The sequence below is a fragment of the Paenibacillus foliorum genome, assembly GCF_013141765.1.
GTDB classification, from domain to species: Bacteria; Bacillota; Bacilli; order Paenibacillales; family NBRC-103111; genus Paenibacillus_S; species Paenibacillus_S foliorum.
In genome coordinates this window covers 57,687-76,584 of record NZ_WHOD01000128.1, presented here as the reverse complement: position 1 = coordinate 76,584, position 18,898 = coordinate 57,687, and the positions used below count along the sequence as shown (strand labels likewise).

Below are 18,898 nucleotides of genomic sequence, written 5' to 3'. Positions count from 1 at the left end.
GCTTCCAATATAGTGTAAGTGGGAACCTGTAACAAAATTAGGAACATAAAAAAGATGATTAGAAATGGGTTTAAGAAATATATGGAAAAAGGTGATAGAATGGATGAGAAAATTGACCGTTATGCTCTTGTTAGCAGACATAACCCTGTATTAAAGCAAGCAGAGCTTTTATCTCCACTATCAGTTGGTAACGGCGAATTCGCTTATACAGTAGATATCACGGGCTTACAGAGCTTTCCGGAACAGTATCAAGTTCCATTGGGGACACAATCGCAATGGGGTTGGCATAGCTCAGGTGGCCGAGATCGCTTCAAGCAGGAAGACATTCAACTTAAACCTTTTGAAACCTACGGACGAGCAGTCGGATATGCAACGGATGCTGATGGACAGGAAGAAGCTTTCCATTGGCTTCGGCAAAATCCACATCGTATGCAGCTTGCACAAATTGGATTGCACATAGTTCTGGAGGATGGCAGCGAGGCAAAGCTTGAAGATCTTAATGAGGTGGAGCAAATTCTCTCCTTGTGGGAGGGTGTTATTACAAGTAGATTTGAGGTGCAGGGAGATCGGGTGACGGTTACTACTTGCTGTCATCCTATGTCAGATCAGATTGGTATATTCATCGAATCAGCGCTGCTGGATAATGATCGACTTGCCGTCCGTATTGGATTCCCGTCCACAGAAGTCGAGTCCAATGAATGGGCCGAAAGCATTGACCTTAACTGGAATAATGACATGACCCATCATACAACCAAGCAATCAACAACAGCAGCTTCCACAAGTTGGAAGCGTAGTATGGATGATGAAGGATATACAGTTTCAGCCTCTTGGTCGGATGGCCAAATCATTCAGGAGAGTGAGCACCGCTATGTTTTGAAGCCATCGGGTATTGCGGAAACGCTTGAGCTAGCGATTGGATTTAGCTCACGTAATGAAGAGTTATCTAACCAAAGCTTTGAAGATATTAAATGGGCCAGTCAGACCTATTGGCGTCAATTTTGGAGCGAAGGCGGGGCCGTTGATTTCAGTGGAAGCGTTGACGAGCGAGCAGCTGAGCTGGAGCGACGAGTCGTGTTGTCTCAATATCAGACAGCCATACATTGCTCAGGCTCATTGCCTCCTCAGGAAACAGGACTTCTTTACAATAGCTGGTTCGGTAAGTTTCATCTTGAAATGCATTGGTGGCATGCCGCACATTTTGCCCTTTGGGGACGTACGGCGATGCTGGAGAAAAGTTTGGACTGGTACTGCGATATTTTACCTATTGCGCATGAAGTAGCTAAATCTCAGGGGTATGAGGGGGCTCGTTGGCCCAAAATGGTTGATCCTGCTGGCTTACAGAGTCCATCAACGATTGGAACTCTGCTCATTTGGCAGCAGCCGCATCCAATAGCAATGGCTGAATTATGTTATCGCAGCCATCCGAATGAAGAAACCCTTCAGAAATATAAAGAAATTGTACTGGATAGCGCAGCTTTCATGGCATCCTTTGCAGTATGGGATGAGCAGGCTAAGCGTTATGTATTAGGACCTCCTGTTATTCCGGCACAAGAAAATCACGCTCCTGAAGATACATTGAATCCAACGTTTGAGCTGGAGTATTGGAAATATGGACTGGAAGTAGCTCAACTGTGGAGGGATCGCCTTGGATTGAAGCCTGATCCTGACTGGGAGCATATATGCACACACATAGCGGCGCTGCCTATTAGTGAGGATGGTGTATATCTGGCGCATGAATGGTGCCCCGATTCCTTTACTAGCTTTAATGAGGATCATCCATCTATGCTTGGTGCACTTGGCATTCTTCCGGGGAAGCTGGTTGACCGTGAGATCATGAGAAGAACGTTAAAAAAAGTCATTACCGACTGGAAATGGGAAACAGCTTGGGGTTGGGATTTTCCAATGGCGGCTATGACAGCAGCACGCTTAAGTGAGGGAAATATAGCCGTTGATATGCTCTTGATGGATCAAATTAAAAATACTTACTTTTCTAATGGACACAATTACCAACGACCAGGACTAACTGCTTATTTACCAGGCAATGGTGGATTGCTTACGGCTATTGCGATTATGGCCTGCGGCTGGGAGGGTAGCGGGGATCAGCATGCTCCTGGATTTCCACAAGACGGGACCTGGGTGGTCCGCTGTGAAGGGCTTTCGAAGATTATATAAGGGTTGGTCACAATAAAAAAGTCAACAAAAAGGCCGAGCACAATTGTGCTCGGCTTTACTAATGCGCTTTCTTATGAAAGCGATTGTTCTCTGGCTGCTGAGTGGACAAACCGATTATTTAGGCAAGTTGGACTGTTGCTCTGTGCTCTGTTGTTCTTGGACAACATGCAGTTCCTTCTTTGCCGGAGCGGCTGGTTCATCTGGAGTTGAGTTATTGCCGGATGTAGCTTCTTTGAATTCACGGAACATTTTACCAAAGCCTCGGCCTAATTCTGGCAATTTATTGGGTCCGAATAACAGCAATGCTACAAGAGCGATCAATATAATATGCCATGGTGATAAAGCTCCCATTTAATACACCTCCGATTTTGGATAACATGTCTATCATACCATTTTATAGTTAGAATATAACATGCAAATATTACAGAACGATAACATTTTGCCCGTTACATTAAAAATAAAGACGCTGCCCCTTAATGGAGCAAGGCGTCCTTTTGTTGTTCTGAAATACTGTATTGAATAATTTCCATTGCGTCTTCAGCTTCCAAAGCTTCAAGCCCGTTCCGCAGTACGATCTCAAACTCGAGTTCGGTCCGCTTCAAAAAAGGATATAACTCGGGAGTCAATCTCATCACAATCGCTGACAACTTTACTGTTTCCACAAGCATCACCCTTCCTCGTCATCTATTAGAGAAGATCAGGCTTGACTTACTTGATTAACAAAGGTAAAGAATGAGGATTTAAATGAAATTAATACTTCTATTATACCATATGAGTCGAAAATATGTATGGTTTATTTTTCTAAGATTCGGACTAATTCCTTCTAAATTGGCCCATTATTGCAACCGTTTCAACTATATTCACAAAAGCATCAGGATCCGTTGATTTAATCATGTTTTGTAAGCTTACTAAATCATAGCGGGTTGTAACGGTCATTAGCATATGCTGCTCCTTTTTAGTATAAGCCCCTTCCGTTGTCAGAATCGTTACACCACGCTGCAGGAGCATTAAACGTTCAAGCAAAGCGTCTTTAGATTGGGTGATAATATAAACGGTTACTTTTAAATGGCGAGTATGAATGGTATCGATAATTTTACCGGTAATGAAGATTGACAGCATCGAATTAAGGGCTAGATCCCAATCGGTTTTAAAATAACCTAAAGCGACGATAACAACACCATTTAGTATAAATAGAGTGGTCCCAAGTGGGAAATCACGTTTTTGCGTCAAAATGGAGCCAATAATATCGAAACCTCCTGTAGATCCTCCAGCCCGCATCGACATTCCTGAAGCAATGCCTATAAGCACCCCGCCAGTAACAGCAGCCAGCATGTTATCTTGAGCTACAACAAATGTGGGAATCAACCGTAAAAACCATGACGTCATAATAACTGAAACTACGCTAAGTACGATGAATTTGCGCCCGATTCTTATCAATCCAAATAAAACTACAGGTAAGTTGCTTAGCAAAAACACCAAGGAGATGCTCCAGCCAGTAAAATAACTTACAATCATAGAAATGCCGGATAGACCTCCACTAAGAAGCTGTTGTGGGACAAGAAAAAGATTAAAGGCTACGGCAATTAATGCTGAACTGATTATAATTGACAGCAAGGGGCCGATCCATATTCGAAGCAATAAACTCATCCTCCTGATTTACGACGGTAAGCTTAGTATGGATTAGGGCTGTTAAATCAAACCGTGTGGTGGAAAGCTTTTTTCAATAAAAAAAGCTTCACACCCAGCGAATGCTGAGTGTGAAGCTTTATGATGATCTATTTCTTCTTGAAAGACCCTGATCGGGTGCTTGTACTTGGTTTAGAACTGGAGCCTGATTTACTGCTGCTTGGTGATTTGTAGGTTGATGTGGATCCATCATTTTTACGCGTATTGCTGCTATTATTGCTTGAACTGCTTTTTGGCGGTGTTGTAACTGATGGAGATTTAGTTGTTGGTGCACTATTGAAGCTTCCTTTACGATCTGTGGTTGCCGGTGTCGGTTTAGTCGTCGTAGTAGGCGGTGTAACTGTACTCCCACCCGTTTTCGGTGTAGTTTGGTATTTCCCATAATCATCGTATCTCTTGCTGGACGTATATCCTCGATAATCGTATCCGCGGGAGTTATTCCAGCCTCCACCGAATATGGATTGAATTAAGGAAGCGGCTATATATCCTTGAAGGAAAGAGGAGTCATAGTTCTGCTTGGCATATTCAATCGAGTCTACTTCAACAAGAGAATTGCTTTCATTGTTAGGATCCTTTTGTACATTAACAATTTTATTATCGTACACGAGGAACATTTGATCGGCTGATTCTTTACTTATCTCTTTCGGTTTTTCTTTATCGGCGACTTCTTTGGCAACGGTTGGAACATCTTTTCCTTCGACCGAGTAAATTTTCGCCGTGCTTTTGCCTTGGCCCTGTACATCAACCAACGTATAGTTATCTTTCACGTAATTACCAGCATCGCCGCAACCTACAAGCAAGGTAAATACAAGTAAAATCGAAAGTAATTGCAGTGAACGCTTTTTCATAATGAAATCACCTCCATACGGTTTGTGCCGTATCCTTGAATCCTCTAGTGGCTGCCTTTCAAAAACTTGATCTGACCTGCGGGAGTTTTGGTTCCTTCCATGGCCACAAATTTGCCATCCTGCCATTGAAGGAAGAAATAACGTCCTTCCGATCCGATGTAGCGCCATAAAATGACGTCATCATTTGCGCGAAAATCAGTGCTTCCTTCGGCACGCACCAGATCGGTACGTTGATTTTCCAAGCTATAGGTAACTTCACCATTAAGATCAAGTTCAGTAGGGACATCGTTGGGATCATCGAGTGCACCTTCGACAAAATGGCAGACGAAGCATTCATAGCTGCGTCCTTTCTCTATCAACAGGCTTGAAATGGCTGTTCCGTTCTGTAAGTAGTAAACAAAGCGGTGAGGGGGATAACCTCTGTCAAAATATACAAGCTTTCCGGAAACTACATATTCTTCAAGATCAACGATTATAATATCTCCAACTTGTGTATCCTCTATAGGATTGGATGCTTTTACCGTAGGCTGCTCTTTATTGCTCTTAATGATGGAACCGACTCTTTTCCAGATCGACATAACAGGTTCGCTCCTTTTGTAAGCATGTATAGTAAGTATTCATTTATATCATTATAACTAATGTATACGATAAAGAGGAAGTGCAGGTTTCAAACTGAAATTTCTGGAATTTGAATTTTGGTTGTGATATAATATTGGAGATATTCTTAAGTACGGCCTTGCGTATGTAATTACGAATGCTTCGGACGCATTTTGCAGATACAATAAAAGGATATAGGAGTCGCACTTAAGGGTATAAATAAATAAGAACCCTATTCTAAAGGAGATTGAAAACATTTGAAAAATTTTAACGAGTTCGGCTTGGAACCAAAGGTGCTTCGTGCCATTACGGAAATGGGCTTTGAAGAATCGACACCGATTCAAGAGAAGGCAATGCCTATTGCTATGGATAATCGCGATTTGATCGGTCAAGCACAAACAGGTACAGGCAAAACGGCGGCATTCGGAATCCCGTTGGTAAATAAAATTGATGTAAGAGAAGAAAAAATCGTAGCTTTGATTATGTGCCCGACACGAGAATTGGCCATTCAAGTTGCAGAAGAAATCGAGAAATTAGGCAGATTTAAAGGTATTCGTTCTTTGCCAATCTATGGTGGCCAAGATATCGTGAAGCAAATTCGCTCATTGAAGAAGAAACCACAAATCATTATCGGAACTCCAGGACGTTTGCTTGATCATATCAACCGTAAAACAATCAGACTGGATGATGTGCAAACTGTAATTTTGGATGAAGCGGATGAAATGTTGGATATGGGTTTCATGGAAGATATCCAATCTATCCTGAAGCTGGTTCCAGCAGAGCGTCAAACTATGCTGTTCTCGGCTACAATGCCGGTTAACATTCAAAGACTAGCCCAACAATTTTTACGTAACCCAGAACATGTTTCTGTAATTCCTAAGCAAATGAGTGCTCCGTTGATTGAGCAATCCTATATTGAATTGCAAGAAAGACAGAAATTTGATGCATTGTGCCGCTTGATCGACATGGAGTCCCCAGATCTAGCTATCATCTTTGGCCGTACTAAACGCCGGGTAGATGAGTTAGCTGAAGGATTGCAAAAACGCGGTTATACTGCCGAGGGCTTGCATGGAGATTTGTCCCAAAATCAACGTGACAACGTTATGCGTAAGTTCCGTGACGGCAGCATTGATGTATTGGTAGCAACTGACGTTGCTGCACGTGGCTTGGACGTTTCAGGCGTTACGCATGTTATCAACTTTGATTTACCGCAAGATCCAGAAAGCTATGTTCACCGTATTGGTCGTACAGGACGCGCTGGTAAAGAGGGTGCGGCTTACACATTCGTAACACCTAGAGAAATCGATCACTTGAACTTCATTGAGAAGCTTACACGCCACAAAATCACTAAAAAACCGATTCCTAGCTTGGCTGAAGCCATTGAAGGAAAACAAAAAGTAACAGCTGAGCGTATTCTTGCTTTGCTTGATAAAGAAGATCATAACGAATATAAAGGCTTGGCAATCCAGTTGTTGGAACAGCATGATTCAGTTCACCTTCTAGCCTCTGCATTGAAATTGCTGACAGGCGATAAGAAAGAAGTAGCAATTGAATTGACACCTGAAGAGCCGCTTCGCGCTAAAAAGAGAAGACAAGATGTACGCAGCTCAGGCCGCAAACCATCGGGTACTTACGGTACAGCAGCAGGCGCACGTCGTAACGATAAGCCTTATGACCGTTCCGGTTCAGGTTCGAACTCAGGGTCCGGTTCGAGACCTCCACGCAGAGATGGTAGCGGTGGTGGAAGAGACTATGCTTCCCGCGATAACCGTGGTGGAAGCGGACGTAATGAAGGCAGCCGTGACTATGGTCGCGACCGCGGTTTTAACCGTTCAACTTCATCTTCCCGTTCTAACGAAGAGCTTGTAAAAAATTAACAAGAAGAGGTGAAGCTTAGTAAGCTTCACCTTTTCTATTCATGCTAATGTTATATAGTTCCTTGAAGGATGATTACCAGAAGGATATAAAGTACAAGGATTATTGCTGTGGAAGTCCAAATCGCAGCGTGGGACATTGTGCTAACCTCCTCTGTAAGTTATTTCCGGGTGGTACCCAATATCCTATGCCCATACAAGAGTATTGCATAGACAGCTACCTAGAAATTATAAAATAGGCTATAATAGAGTGCGTAGGTGTTTCCTACAAAATATAAGGGGATTACATAGTACATAATTAACGTTCCAGTAGATGTTAGTTTTTTCTTGTGAGGCAAGTTTTCTAAGAAAACTCATTCTTAGATTAGGTTTACGAAGTTAGGTTTTCTACGAAAACTCTTAAGGAGGGTATTGTTTTGGAGTTTAGAGGTATTATGGGTGGCTTTTACCGCATCTCAGAATGGATTATGCGGTTATCTGTTATTAATGTATTATGGATAATTTGCGCACTGCCCTTTTTCTTTATCGGACTGATGCTTTTGCAAACAGATTCGGTTGACCAATTGTTGTCGACGTTAATTCTTCTTGCAATTGTATCACCATTTACTCTTTTTCCCTCAACCGCAGCGATGTTTTCTGTAGCTCGTAAATGGCTTACAGGTGAAGAGGACGCTCCTCTATTCAAAACTTTTTTTCGTGGATACAAAGAAAATTTTGTACAAGCTATGTTGGGTGGCTTTATTTATACAATAATAGCTGTAGTATTATATACAAATTTTAAATATTATGGTAATCAAAGCGGGTCATTGGGTGTTTTGAGGTTCCTGGTGTTGACGCTTACAGTATTGATTTCCGTTTCGCTTTTTCACTTTTTCTCAATTTTGTCTCATCTACATATGAAGATGTTCCAAATTATTAAAAATGCTGTGCTGATCACAATCGGACATCCGGTTCGTTCCATAACGATGATTATTTGCAACGGCTTCATTATTTACATAAGTTTTTCAACCTTTACTTTCTTGATTCCGTTTTTTATGGGCAGTTTAATTGCGGTGACGACATTCTGGCATTTCAATTTAATTTTTGGAAAGCTGCAATCAAAACAGCAGGAAATAGCTGATAAAGAGGCGGAAGAGGAAGAGAAAAAACAGCTTGAAGCTTCGGGGGATGGCCTGACAGATGATAAGCTTTCCACATCGTCTTCGGAGATGAATCAAAACTTAGCAGATGGGAACTCTAAAAACGAGAAGTCTTAGCAGATTTCAGAAGCTTAAGGGCTAAGGTTTACTTTCGCTTCAGAAGAACTTATAATGGGGTTACAATTAAATCCTGCGATGTTCGTTACGATTTTAAGTTGTTTTGAACCAATGACTGTTTCTTGGGAGACCTATATTGAATCGTGGCTGACCTGCCCTCGAAAAGGGACTTCAAAATCGATTCTGCGGACACCCACCTGCGAGAGCGGGTTTGAGACGCTAAATCGGACGGCATTTGCGGGTTTTTTTGTGCGTTTTTTCTTAATGCTCATTCATAATCTCTGCAGTTGTGGATTTACAGAACAAATCAGATATTATTAGAAAGGGTGACGAAGTTGAAACTATTTATTGATACTGCTAATGTTGAAGAAATTCGCAAGGCGCATGAGTTGGGAGTCATTGCTGGAGTTACGACAAATCCATCCTTAATTGCTAAAGAAGGAAGAGACTTTTTTGAAACCGTTAAGGAGATTGTCTCTATTGTTGGAAACTTGCCGATCAGTGCAGAAGTTATCAGCTTGGAAGCCAAAGAAATGGTTGAACAAGGACGTAAGCTTGCTGCGCTTGGAGAAAGTATCGTTGTTAAAGTACCTATGACAGAAGAAGGCTTGAAAGCAACTAAAATTTTTACCGAACTCGGTATTAAAACTAATGTAACCCTAATTTTTAGTTCGCCACAAGCATTGCTCGCTGCGCGTGCAGGAGCAACATATGTATCGCCTTTCATCGGCCGTCTGGATGATATCAATCAAATTGGAATGAATTTAATTAAAGAAATTAGCCAAATTTTCAAAGTACATAACATCAAATCGGAAATTATCTCAGCTAGCGTACGTCATTCCGCTCATGTGATTGAAGCGGCGCTGTTGGGTGCAGATATTGCAACAGTACCACTTAAGGTAATTCAAGGAATGGTCAAGCATCCTCTCACAGACTCAGGAATCGAACGCTTCCTGGCTGACTGGGAAGGCGCGAAATTAAGCCAGTTCTAGTATGAACGTTATTTAAAGCCTGCTCAGGGATAACCTGGCAGGCTTATTTAAATTCCTTATCATTTACTAATAAAGGAAATATGAAAAGGGAGAGCCATTAGATATACAACGGCTCTCCCTTTGGATTTAATTTAAGGCGAAACAAGATCATTTAGTTGGTGAAGAGTTGTTCGTAGAGTGGGGTAGAGTGTCCGGTATACTTCGTAGTACCTTTCATACTCACGCTGCTGCTGTGGGTTAGGTTCAACCCGATCTACGATTTGAATCCACTGGTCGCAAAGGGTAGTTATATCCTTCTGAAGCACACCCGACGCTGCCATTACAGCTGCACCATATGCAGGTCCATCCGTGGAGTTCACTGTAACGACAGGGTATCCGAAGATATCAGCGATCATTTGCCTCCAGAACAAGCTCCGTGCGCCACCTCCGTTAACTCTAAGCTCCTTAATCTCGATGTCAGATGCTTTGATTAGTTCCATTGAATCGCGCAGACCGAAGGTGATGCCTTCGAGTACGGCTCTGGTGAGATGTGCTTTGGTGTGGCGCATGTTCAACCCAATAAAACCGCCCCGTGCTTTAGGATCAGGGTGGGGTGTGCGTTCACCAGTCAAATAAGGCATGAATAGCAAGCCTTCGCTGCCTAGAGGCGCTGTCTCAGCAAGCGCCGTTAAGTATTCGTATACATCGCGGCCTTCCGCTTCAGCTTGCTGGAGCTCTTCGAACGCGAAGTGGTTCTTCCACCACTGGAAGGAGCCACCGGCGGCCAGCATCACGCCCATGCGGTGCCACTTGCCTGGCACGCCGTGACAGAAGGAGTGCAGCCTGCACTCCGGATCCATTTGATACGTGTCGTCATGGACGAACACGACACCGGAAGTGCCCATCGCAACAGAGGCGATGCCCTGCTGCACGACGCCTACGCCGACCGCGCCGCAGGCTTGGTCGCCTCCGCCAGCGACGACGGGGGTGCCTGCCCGAAGGCCTGTGAGCTCCGCAGCAGCAGGCAGCACATGGCCTGCCACGTCGTTGCTCTCGAAGAGCGGCGGCAGCCATTCCATTGGAATGCCGATTCGCTCCACTACTTCAGGCGACCATTTACGCTTCGCCACATCCAATAGCAGAGTGCCGCTGGCGTCTGCCATATCCATTCCAAAGGCGCCGGTAAGCATTAGCCTTACATAGTCTTTGGGAAGCATTAAATGAGCGGTACGCTCGTAATGCTGCGGCTCGTGATTACGTAACCATATTACCTTCGGCGCAGTAAATCCTGTAAGTGCTTTATTCCCCGTTAAGCGGCCCAACTCTTCTTTGCCAATAGTTAGCTCAATCCAATCGCATTCAACTGCTGTACGTTGGTCACACCACAGCAGAGCGGGTCTAACAACCTTAAGTTCACTATCAAGGAAAACGGATCCATGCATTTGACCTGAAAGGCCTATACCTGCAATTTCTTCACCGAGTACAGATGCTTTAGCTAGCAAAGCTTGTATACAAGCTGCAGTCCCTTTCCACCAATCCTCCGGATGCTGTTCAGCCCAACCGGGCTGTGGCTGTAAGAGGGGATATTCAACACTGTGGCTTGACTTAACTCCACCTTGATCATCTACCAGAATGCATTTTACTGCTGAAGTTCCTAAATCAATCCCTAAAAAATAAGCCATTACACTCACCTCAACTGTTGGTTTTCATACTTAGTTTATTGGATAAACAAATTGTATGATATATATATTCGGAGGGAATGTAGAAATTCCTGCTGATGCATCACCAACTATTATCAAATTTTGGACGCTTTCGGATCATTAGAAATAATGAATTTAAATCTGTCATGAATTTGTAACTTATTTTAATATAATTATCATAATATTGTCTAAAATGTGAAATAACTCTTTATATGAAGGCCAATCAATGGTATGATTTAAAACAGTGTATACGGAAATTATTGTACTGTACTTCTATGAGGAGGGAAAGCTTTGTTAAAGCGCACCTTAATCGGCCTAATTCGTAGCCATGAGACAACAGGAGAAAAAGCGAAGGATCCGGCCTTGAAAACCCGGTATTATAAGCTTTCCAAGGATCAGGTCTGGGATGAAGTGACCAACATGTTCAAGAAAATGAATGGGTATAAACTGCTTCATGAAGTAAAGAACGTCGGTGAAATTGTTGTAGAAAGAAAAACGGTTACCGGACGGACGCAAGATATTACATTAACCTTATTTGGAATTAATCCGTTAAAAACAGCTATTGACATCTATTCAGCTTCCAGAGGATCTTTGGGCGATCTTGGTTCCAACTATAGGACGATCTTAGAGATCTACAAACAACTGGATAAGCGACTCGCATCTCACAAAATGGATCAATAAGAAAAGCTTCTGAGTAGAGGCTTTTCAATGAAGATACATTGCTTGAGGATTTGCCCTTTTTGGTATTTGAAACAAAAAACAGCGGAGAAGCTAAGTGCTTCTCCGCTGTTCTTGTAAAAAGTCTTATTAATTAAACGAGCTTCTTAACTGCTGCAATTGCATTTTCGTAGTTAGGATGCTCAGTCATTTCGCCCAAGTATTCGATATACTGAATAGTGTCATTTGCATCGATTACGAAGATGGATCTCATCAACAGCTTGATTTCATTAATTAGGACGCCGTAACCTTGACCGAAAGAATGATCTTTGTAATCAGATAAAGTTACCACTTTATCGATGCCTGCTGCGCCGCACCAACGGGATTGTGCAAAAGGAAGATCCACGCTGATAGTTAGTACTACCACGTTATCGCCAAGCGTTGCTGCTTCTTCGTTAAAACGGCGAGTTTGTGCATCGCAAACACCTGTATCCAGGGAAGGAACGACACTGATCAATTTGATTTTTCCTGCGTAGTCAGCTAATGATGCCTGTTCAACCAAATTTTTGTTTACTTTAAAGTCAGGTGCCTTGTCGCCAACCTTTAGTTCTGGACCGATCAGAGTAATCGGATTGCCTTTAAGAGTTGCTACACCAGTACGCTCTTGTGCCATAGTAAATGGGCCTCCTTATTTTTCAATGAGAATGATTGGTATTTCACCATCATTTATTATAAGCTTTTTAAAAGGAACTTGTCCAATCGGAAGGAGAAGCAATGTGGAATTAAGACAGCTTCAATATTTTGTGAAAGTAGCCAAAAAAGAGCATGTAACTCAAGCTGCTGAGGAGCTTCATGTTGCTCAATCTGCGGTGAGCAGGCAAATTCACCAGCTAGAGGAGGAACTAGGTGTAGCTTTGTTTGTGCAAAAGGGACGGAATCTACAGCTAACCTCTGTTGGGAAGTTATTCTTAAGCAGATTAGAAGAAATATTATCAGAGCTAGAACGGGCAGTTATAGAAGTTAAAGAATTTCTAGATCCAGAGGCTGGGGAGATTCGTATCGGCTTTCCGCATAGTTTGGGCATTTATTTGCTGCCTACTGTCGTTGCTAGCTTTCGACGTACACATCCAAATGTAAAGTTTCGTTTGCGGCAGGGGACCTACAACAGTCTAATTCGTGACTTGATGAAAGGGGAAATTGATTTGGCCTTTATTTCTCCTTTCCCTGAAAAGCATGAGTATGTAAGCGGGCATTTATTGCTTGAAGAGGAGTTGTATGCTATTGTTCCGCAGGGACATAATCTTGCTGAGAACGGAACGATTCGGCTGGAGCAGTTAAAAGAGGATTCCTTCGTTATGTTTAGTGAGGAATATTCGTTGAGAAGTATTGTTTTGGAAGCATGTGAAAAAGCGGGTTTCGCCCCACAGATTGGGTTTGAAGGTGAAGAAACCGATACCATTCGCGGGTTGGTTGCCGCGGGGATGGGAGTAAGCTTGCTGCCAGAGATGGCTTTAACGGAGATTAGTCAGCTGCAGCCTGCGAAAGTTCGAGTTGTAGAGCCGCAGGTGACCCGAAGTATCGGATTGATTCAAAGAACAGGTGAAAAGCTTCCGCTCGTAGCTGAAGGCTTCCAAAGTTTTCTGCTCCATTTTTTTCAAGAAACAGAAAAAACAATGCCATCGACTTAGGTCGATGGCATTGTTTTTTTTATAATATTTAATCGTTATTACGATTGTTAAAGATCATAATGTATTTGACAAGCTCCAGAAGCGAGATTAGTGCCGCTGCTACATAAGTCAAAGCTGCTGCATTTAATACTTTGGCGACTCCTCGTTCTTCCTCATTAGTAATGTAGCCTTCAGCAATCATCAGATCCCTTGCACGGTTACTTGCGTTAAATTCAACAGGCAGTGTTACTAATTGAAAAGCTACAGCGGCAGAGAAGAAGATAATGCCGAGGCCTAACAAGAAGCTGAACTGCTGGAAGAATAGACCAGCCAAAATTAACAAAGGCGCTACCCCGGAGGTAAAATTTACAACAGGGAACATCGTATGTCTGAGTGAAAGCATTGGATAATGAACCTTATGCTGAATGGCATGGCCAACTTCGTGACATGCAACAGAGACGGCAGCAATAGAGTTTTCATAGTATACCGGCTCAGATAAGCGAACTACTCTTTGAGTAGGGTCATAATGGTCGCTGAGCCTTCCTGGTACCGGCTCAACGGGTACGTCATAAAGTCCGTTGGCATCGAGCATTCGGCGCGCTGCTTCGTAGCCAGTCATGCCGCTTTGGGTTGGTACGGTGGCCCATTTGTTAAATGTACCCTTAACTCGGAATTGCGCCCATAAAGAAAGCGCGAATGCAATGATGATCAAAAAATCCATCGGATGAAAAAACATGGCAGCAGACCTCCGTTTGTATTAGGATAAGGGGCTTTTACCCAGTAGTAACAGCAAGGCCTCAATGCACGCGGCGGTATGAGGTGTGAGCACTTTATTTAGTTTCTTTAATTGTGAAGGCTTCAATCGTTCAAGTATGGGGCTAATTTCTAGAACTTCCTTTTGCAATTGCTGCAAATGGAGTTGTAGTGATGTTAGCTTTTCTGTCACAACTTCATCCTTGCTGATTTTTGTCCACAATTGAAGGCTCGCCTTGATTTCCTCTAAGGTATATTTCTCCCTTTTCATATTCTCAATACGTTTTAAACGCGTTAAGGTTTCATCACTGTATAACCGGTAGTTAGTATCTGAACGTGCTTCAGGCTCGATTAAACCCAGCTTAGTGTAATAATCGATAGTCCTGGAGCTGACCTCGGATAAACGAGCGAGTTCGCCTATTTTAAATAGCTTCATATCCCCATTGAGTTCCCTCCTTAATGAAAACTAATATAGCGTGTAAGTTTGAATACATTAACCGGATTGTGTTCAACAACTCATTGAGCTTCTATATATGATACCTGAAATGAAACCATACAGTCAAACGTTATGCTTTTGCATTCAAGTATATGAGTACTTCTTCTATAATATATGCGGATTGATTGTGTTAAAGGTTAAACCTCACATTAAATAGAGGTAAAAGAATTGATCAGAAAATATACAATCGCCCAATTGTTAGTATAGATTACACGGAATTATATGAAATACCCTAGTATATCGTTAGAAAATCCGAATTATGCATATTCCATGTCAGGTTATTTTTCGTTTTTACAGCTTTTTCGGGAAAAACCCTATTGTCAAATCCAAAAATCCTGTATATAATGACATTAAGATTTTCAAAACATGTTATATAAACTAACATTAAGAAGGAAGTGGTCAACCATGTTTAAAAAATTACTATTATCAACCGGCCTTATGTCTCTACTCTTACCGACTATGGCATTTGCAGCGGATGACAAAACCCCTGCTCAACTGGCAAGTGCCATCGACTCCGTTTGGGTCATGTTGGCAGCAATACTCGTAATTTTTATGCAAGCAGGTTTTGCACTTCTCGAAGCTGGATCTACACGAATGAAAAATGCAGGTCACGTTGCTGGTAAGACCATTTTAACTTTCGGAATTTGCGCTATTGCTTTCTGGGCAATCGGATTCGGCTTTGCCTTCGGTGATGGAAATAGCTTTATTGGAGAAGGCGGCTTCTTCCTTGATGGTAGTGCAGAACAAACGAAAGCTTCTATAAGTCTTTTCGCAGAATCACCGATTCCTATTAGTATTTTGTTCTTATTCCAACTGGCATTTGCAGGCGTTTCACTTGCAATCGCTTGGGGCGGATTTGCGGAACGCGGTAAGCTTGCTGTTTACTTCATCTTTGGAATTTTGTTTACTGTTTGTATCTATCCGGTTGTTGCTCACTGGGTATGGGGTGGCGGCTGGCTGGGTCAGTTGGGCATGCAGGATTTTGCCGGCTCGACGGTTGTTCATTTACAAGGTGCAACAGCAGCATTGGTAGCAACGATCTTACTCAAGCCTCGTATCGGTAAATATAACAAAGATAAAACACCTAATTTAATCCCTGGACACAATCAAGTATTATCGGTTCTAGGCGTTATTATCCTCTGGATTGGTTGGTTCGGTTTTAACGCTGGCTCCACATTAAGTGCAACTGGCGATGGATTCTTTGGTTATGTTGCTTTAACAACAAACCTTGCTGCAGCAGCAGGCGCAGTAGCTGCCCTTGTGGTATCATGGTTGTACTTTGGTAAAGCGGATATTCCTAGCATGTTGAACGGTGTTCTTGCAGCCCTTGTAGCAATTACGGCGGCTTGCGCATTCGTTACTCCGCGTGATGCGATCATTATCGGAGCTTTGGCTGGAATTATCACCTTCTTTACTGCACAATGGTTTGAAAAAGCTGGTGTTGATGATCCGGTTTATGCTTTCTCCGTTCACGGTATCGCAGGTATTTGGGGTACATTGTCAACAGGTATTTTTGCAACACCGGAATTAGCCAAAGCAGTTAACGTTGGAGGACCTGGCCTATTGTACGGCGGCGGTTTGCACCAATTAGGAGTTCAAGCGTTGGGAGTTTTCGGAGCGTTCGCATTCGTTCTGGTTCTGTCCTTTATTATTCTTGGATTGATTAAAGTAACGATTGGCCTTCGTGTAACTGAAGAAGAAGAAATTGTTGGATTAGACCTTTCCGAGCATGGTACTTACGGATATCCGGAAGCTATGAAGAAAGCTCAAACAAACGCACAAACTTTGTAACAGTATTAGGTCGCAACTGGTATTACAATTAAAATAACAAGGCTGAAGGGGATACCTAATGGAACGTCTCTCATTAGAAATGATTCGCATTGAAATTCAAAAGGCTGGCGATGATAAGCAGCTTCGACGAATACGCGATCAACTGCATGAGGAGTTCGAAGGGCGTCTCCTTCTTTCCAATTCAATCGAATGGAATCGTGAATTGAATCAAGTTCATGATCTTCTCATTGGGAAAGCAGTCGGCCTTGCACAAGTGAACGTTCGGAGAGATGGGGGCGGTGAGCCTCCGTTACCTTTTGCTTTTGTATTGTTTGGAAGTGGGGGCCGCGGCGAACAGACATTGTGGAGTGATCAGGACAACGGATTGATCTATGCAAATCCAGATAATTCAGTGGTAGAGGAGCAGGCTCGTAACTATTTTCAGCTGCTTGCAGAAGCAGTAAGTGAGCTGCTGATGCATCTCGGCTATCCTCCGTGTACAGGTGGAGTGATTTGCACTAATGAGAAGTGGCGCAAGCCGCTGAACGGTTATCGCTCCATGCTTTACGAATGGATGCAGGACCCACATTGGGAGCATATCCGATACTTGCTTATACTTGCAGATATGAGGATTGTTTATGGTGAGAAAAGTCTGGTAACACAGCTATTAGAAGAATTTTATGATTATGTCCTGAAGCATCCCATTATGCTGGAGTACATGCTGCATAATACGCTTCATCATAAAATTTCGTTAGGCTTGTTCGGACAGCTTATTAAAGAGAGATACGGCGAGGATGCTGGTGGGGTAGATATAAAGTATGGAGCCTACATCCCAATTGTAAGCGGGATCCGTTTGCTTGCTGCGCAAGCAGGTGTGATGGCCTCTTCGACAGAGGAGCGGATTCTAGGATTGATGAGGGTGGGTTTTGTTGAAGAGGAAATAGCCCATGATTGGCTAGAAGCGCTGTCTATTGCTTTGAAGCTGCGCTCACTAACACCTTTTCAACTGGAAGAGGGGCATTATACAACCAGGGGAAAATTATCTGCGGACGGATTAACCAAGGAACGAATTAGTGAATTGAAGCTTTGTCTTCGAATTGGTAATGATCTGCAAAAGTATGTAAAAAAAAGCGTCCATAAAGAGATAGAAAAAGGTTAGGTGGTATTGTAATGAAAGACATGAAGCCTGCGGGAAGAATGTGGCATCTATACAAAATGGGCGGAATAACACCTGCCATTACTTCAATGTTTAATGCGCAAAGCGCCCAGCAGATGGCTTTCATTCGATCCATCATGAAGGAGCAGCGGAAAAACTCTTTATATGATATTCCCTTAGATACGGTGGAACTGGTTGTTTTCGACTTGGAAACGACCGGTTTTTCGCCGTATAATGGGGATGAAATTATTTCATTTGGCGCAGTATCAGTTAATGGCGATTCTATCATGGAAGAGCAAACCTTCTATAGTTTGGTTAATCCCAAAAGAGTCATACCGGAGGAAATAGTTCATTTAACTGGAATTACGAATGAAATGGTCGGGGATGCTCCTGATTTACTTTATGGGCTGCGGAATTTTCTGGAGTTTGTCCAGCAAAAGGTTCTAGTGGCTCATGGTTCAGGACATGACAAGCATTTTTTGAATTCGGCCTTGTGGAAAACATCAAAGATTAATTTATCTCATCGCATTCTGGATACTATGATGGTAACCAAATGGCTGAATCCGAAGCTAAAAAGCTATGATTTGGACTCGATGCTGGATCTATATGGCGTTGAAGTCACAACGCGCCACCATGCGCTGGAGGATGCGCTGATGACTGCAAAGCTATGGAGTAAACTGCTGATTGAAATCCATTCGAGAGAAATTCACAATCTAGGTGATTTATACACTCATTTAAGCTATCAGCAATAAAAATCTTTGGTCTGCATGATATTGCGCCGAAGGTTTTTTTGTTAATAATCGAAGATTTTTAAGGTTAGTGCAGCATAACTGATTTTGTCGGAAGAACCTGTACGGCATGAGTCATCAAAATTATTCCTATAGTAATGAAATACTTGTATGTCGTAACATTCATCATGTTGTAGAGACACAATCCAGTGGCTTGGGATGTGAAGCCATGCTGCGTACAAATCCTCAGCGGAAGGAATGGATGCAGCCGTCGGATGTGAATGCAGCACTCCTACAATGGGTTTTACATGACTTGAATGATTCGTAACAATAGGGATCATCACGGCCGGATCCATAACAAAGCTTTTTACAGCGTTTTCAGCAATGTTAGTAACGGGTATAAATTCATCTGCATAAATAGTCTCTGCTTCGTGAGAACCAAGTAAAAAGCCGCATGCTTCATACGGCTTTTTTTTCATGCAATAACATGTGATATGATCCAATGTAGATTTTTTTATGAATACCGTTCTAACCATGGCGATTGAAATTCCTTTTAGGCTTGATCTC

At 42.7% G+C, this 18,898-nt stretch carries 19 protein-coding genes and 1 other RNA gene; 10 read left to right on the top strand and 10 right to left on the bottom strand.

The genetic code is table 11. From position 1 onward, the window contains the following. Positions 1–99 precede the first annotated feature (99 nt). Positions 100–2,172: a glycoside hydrolase family 65 gene (locus tag GC093_RS33010; RefSeq protein ID WP_171656445.1), complete on the top strand. Its 2,073-nt coding sequence runs from the start codon at positions 100–102 to the stop codon at positions 2,170–2,172. A gap of 114 nt (positions 2,173–2,286) precedes the next feature. On the opposite strand, the gene tatA is transcribed toward GC093_RS33010, so the two are convergent. The 5 genes from tatA to GC093_RS32985 form a co-directional block, all read right to left on the bottom strand. Beyond that, positions 2,287–2,523 carry a twin-arginine translocase TatA/TatE family subunit gene (tatA, locus tag GC093_RS33005; RefSeq protein WP_171656204.1) on the bottom strand — a complete coding sequence of 79 codons (237 nt, stop codon included), beginning with the start codon at positions 2,521–2,523 and terminating at the stop codon, positions 2,287–2,289. A gap of 122 nt (positions 2,524–2,645) precedes the next feature. Further along, positions 2,646–2,840: a hypothetical protein gene (locus tag GC093_RS33000; RefSeq protein WP_171656203.1), complete on the bottom strand. Its 195-nt coding sequence runs from the start codon at positions 2,838–2,840 to the stop codon at positions 2,646–2,648. A gap of 145 nt (positions 2,841–2,985) precedes the next feature. Further along, a complete protein-coding gene (locus GC093_RS32995) occupies positions 2,986–3,819 on the bottom strand; it encodes a YitT family protein (protein ID WP_171656202.1) in 834 nt (277 codons plus the stop codon). Between the two features lie 128 nt (positions 3,820–3,947). Beyond that, positions 3,948–4,706: a DUF4247 domain-containing protein gene (locus tag GC093_RS32990; protein ID WP_171656201.1), complete on the bottom strand. Its 759-nt coding sequence runs from the start codon at positions 4,704–4,706 to the stop codon at positions 3,948–3,950. A 44-nt stretch (positions 4,707–4,750) separates the two neighbouring features. After that, positions 4,751–5,284, bottom strand: coding sequence for a DUF4178 domain-containing protein (locus tag GC093_RS32985; RefSeq protein ID WP_171656200.1), 534 nt, complete (start codon positions 5,282–5,284; stop codon positions 4,751–4,753). Positions 5,285–5,560: 276 nt separating this feature from the next. On the opposite strand from GC093_RS32985, the gene cshA reads away from it, so the two are divergent. The 4 genes from cshA to fsa all read left to right on the top strand — a co-directional run bounded on the left by cshA (position 5,561) and on the right by fsa (position 9,425). Further along, positions 5,561–7,180, top strand: coding sequence for a degradosome RNA helicase CshA (gene cshA / locus GC093_RS32980; protein WP_171656199.1), 1,620 nt, complete (start codon positions 5,561–5,563; stop codon positions 7,178–7,180). Positions 7,181–7,593: 413 nt separating this feature from the next. Beyond that, positions 7,594–8,433 (top strand): YesL family protein, encoded by an 840-nt coding sequence (locus tag GC093_RS32975; protein WP_171656198.1) that lies wholly within the window; start codon positions 7,594–7,596, stop codon positions 8,431–8,433. 67 nt (positions 8,434–8,500) lie between these two features. Then, positions 8,501–8,681: non-coding RNA, 6S RNA (gene ssrS, locus GC093_RS32970), on the top strand. A gap of 87 nt (positions 8,682–8,768) precedes the next feature. Beyond that, positions 8,769–9,425 carry a fructose-6-phosphate aldolase gene (fsa, locus tag GC093_RS32965; protein ID WP_171656197.1) on the top strand — a complete coding sequence of 219 codons (657 nt, stop codon included), beginning with the start codon at positions 8,769–8,771 and terminating at the stop codon, positions 9,423–9,425. A gap of 131 nt (positions 9,426–9,556) precedes the next feature. Here fsa and xylB read toward each other — a convergent pair whose 3' ends face one another. Continuing rightward, a complete protein-coding gene (xylB, locus tag GC093_RS32960) occupies positions 9,557–11,086 on the bottom strand; it encodes a xylulokinase (protein WP_171656196.1) in 1,530 nt (509 codons plus the stop codon). A 309-nt stretch (positions 11,087–11,395) separates the two neighbouring features. Between xylB and GC093_RS32955 the strand changes: the two genes are divergently transcribed. Beyond that, on the top strand, positions 11,396–11,785 hold the full coding sequence (locus GC093_RS32955; RefSeq protein ID WP_171656195.1) for a DUF1499 domain-containing protein: 390 nt from the start codon (positions 11,396–11,398) through the stop codon (positions 11,783–11,785). A 130-nt stretch (positions 11,786–11,915) separates the two neighbouring features. On the opposite strand, the gene tpx is transcribed toward GC093_RS32955, so the two are convergent. Beyond that, positions 11,916–12,434, bottom strand: coding sequence for a thiol peroxidase (gene tpx / locus GC093_RS32950; protein WP_171656194.1), 519 nt, complete (start codon positions 12,432–12,434; stop codon positions 11,916–11,918). Between the two features lie 103 nt (positions 12,435–12,537). On the opposite strand from tpx, the gene gltC reads away from it, so the two are divergent. Further along, entirely contained in the window at positions 12,538–13,449 is a 912-nt protein-coding gene (gene gltC / locus GC093_RS32945) for a glutamate biosynthesis transcriptional regulator GltC (protein ID WP_171656193.1), read from the top strand. 28 nt (positions 13,450–13,477) lie between these two features. Here gltC and GC093_RS32940 read toward each other — a convergent pair whose 3' ends face one another. Both GC093_RS32940 and GC093_RS32935 read right to left on the bottom strand, forming a co-directional pair. Next, entirely contained in the window at positions 13,478–14,164 is a 687-nt protein-coding gene (locus GC093_RS32940; RefSeq protein WP_171656192.1) for a zinc metallopeptidase, read from the bottom strand. Positions 14,165–14,185: 21 nt separating this feature from the next. Continuing rightward, a complete protein-coding gene (locus tag GC093_RS32935; RefSeq protein ID WP_171656191.1) occupies positions 14,186–14,617 on the bottom strand; it encodes a MerR family transcriptional regulator in 432 nt (143 codons plus the stop codon). A 465-nt stretch (positions 14,618–15,082) separates the two neighbouring features. Here GC093_RS32935 and GC093_RS32930 point away from each other — a divergent pair, with 465 nt between their 5' ends. The 3 genes from GC093_RS32930 to GC093_RS32920 are packed head-to-tail and all read left to right on the top strand — an operon-like array spanning position 15,083 to position 18,355. Then, positions 15,083–16,468, top strand: coding sequence for an ammonium transporter (locus GC093_RS32930; RefSeq protein ID WP_171656190.1), 1,386 nt, complete (start codon positions 15,083–15,085; stop codon positions 16,466–16,468). 58 nt (positions 16,469–16,526) lie between these two features. Then, the gene (locus GC093_RS32925) at positions 16,527–17,606 is read left to right on the top strand and encodes a DUF294 nucleotidyltransferase-like domain-containing protein (RefSeq protein WP_171656189.1); all 1,080 of its coding nucleotides are present in this window, start codon (positions 16,527–16,529) and stop codon (positions 17,604–17,606) included. Positions 17,607–17,617: 11 nt separating this feature from the next. Continuing rightward, positions 17,618–18,355: an exonuclease domain-containing protein gene (locus tag GC093_RS32920; protein ID WP_171656188.1), complete on the top strand. Its 738-nt coding sequence runs from the start codon at positions 17,618–17,620 to the stop codon at positions 18,353–18,355. A gap of 41 nt (positions 18,356–18,396) precedes the next feature. On the opposite strand, the gene GC093_RS32915 is transcribed toward GC093_RS32920, so the two are convergent. Then, positions 18,397–18,867 carry a M67 family metallopeptidase gene (locus GC093_RS32915; RefSeq protein ID WP_281365356.1) on the bottom strand — a complete coding sequence of 157 codons (471 nt, stop codon included), beginning with the start codon at positions 18,865–18,867 and terminating at the stop codon, positions 18,397–18,399. Positions 18,868–18,898 lie beyond the last annotated feature (31 nt).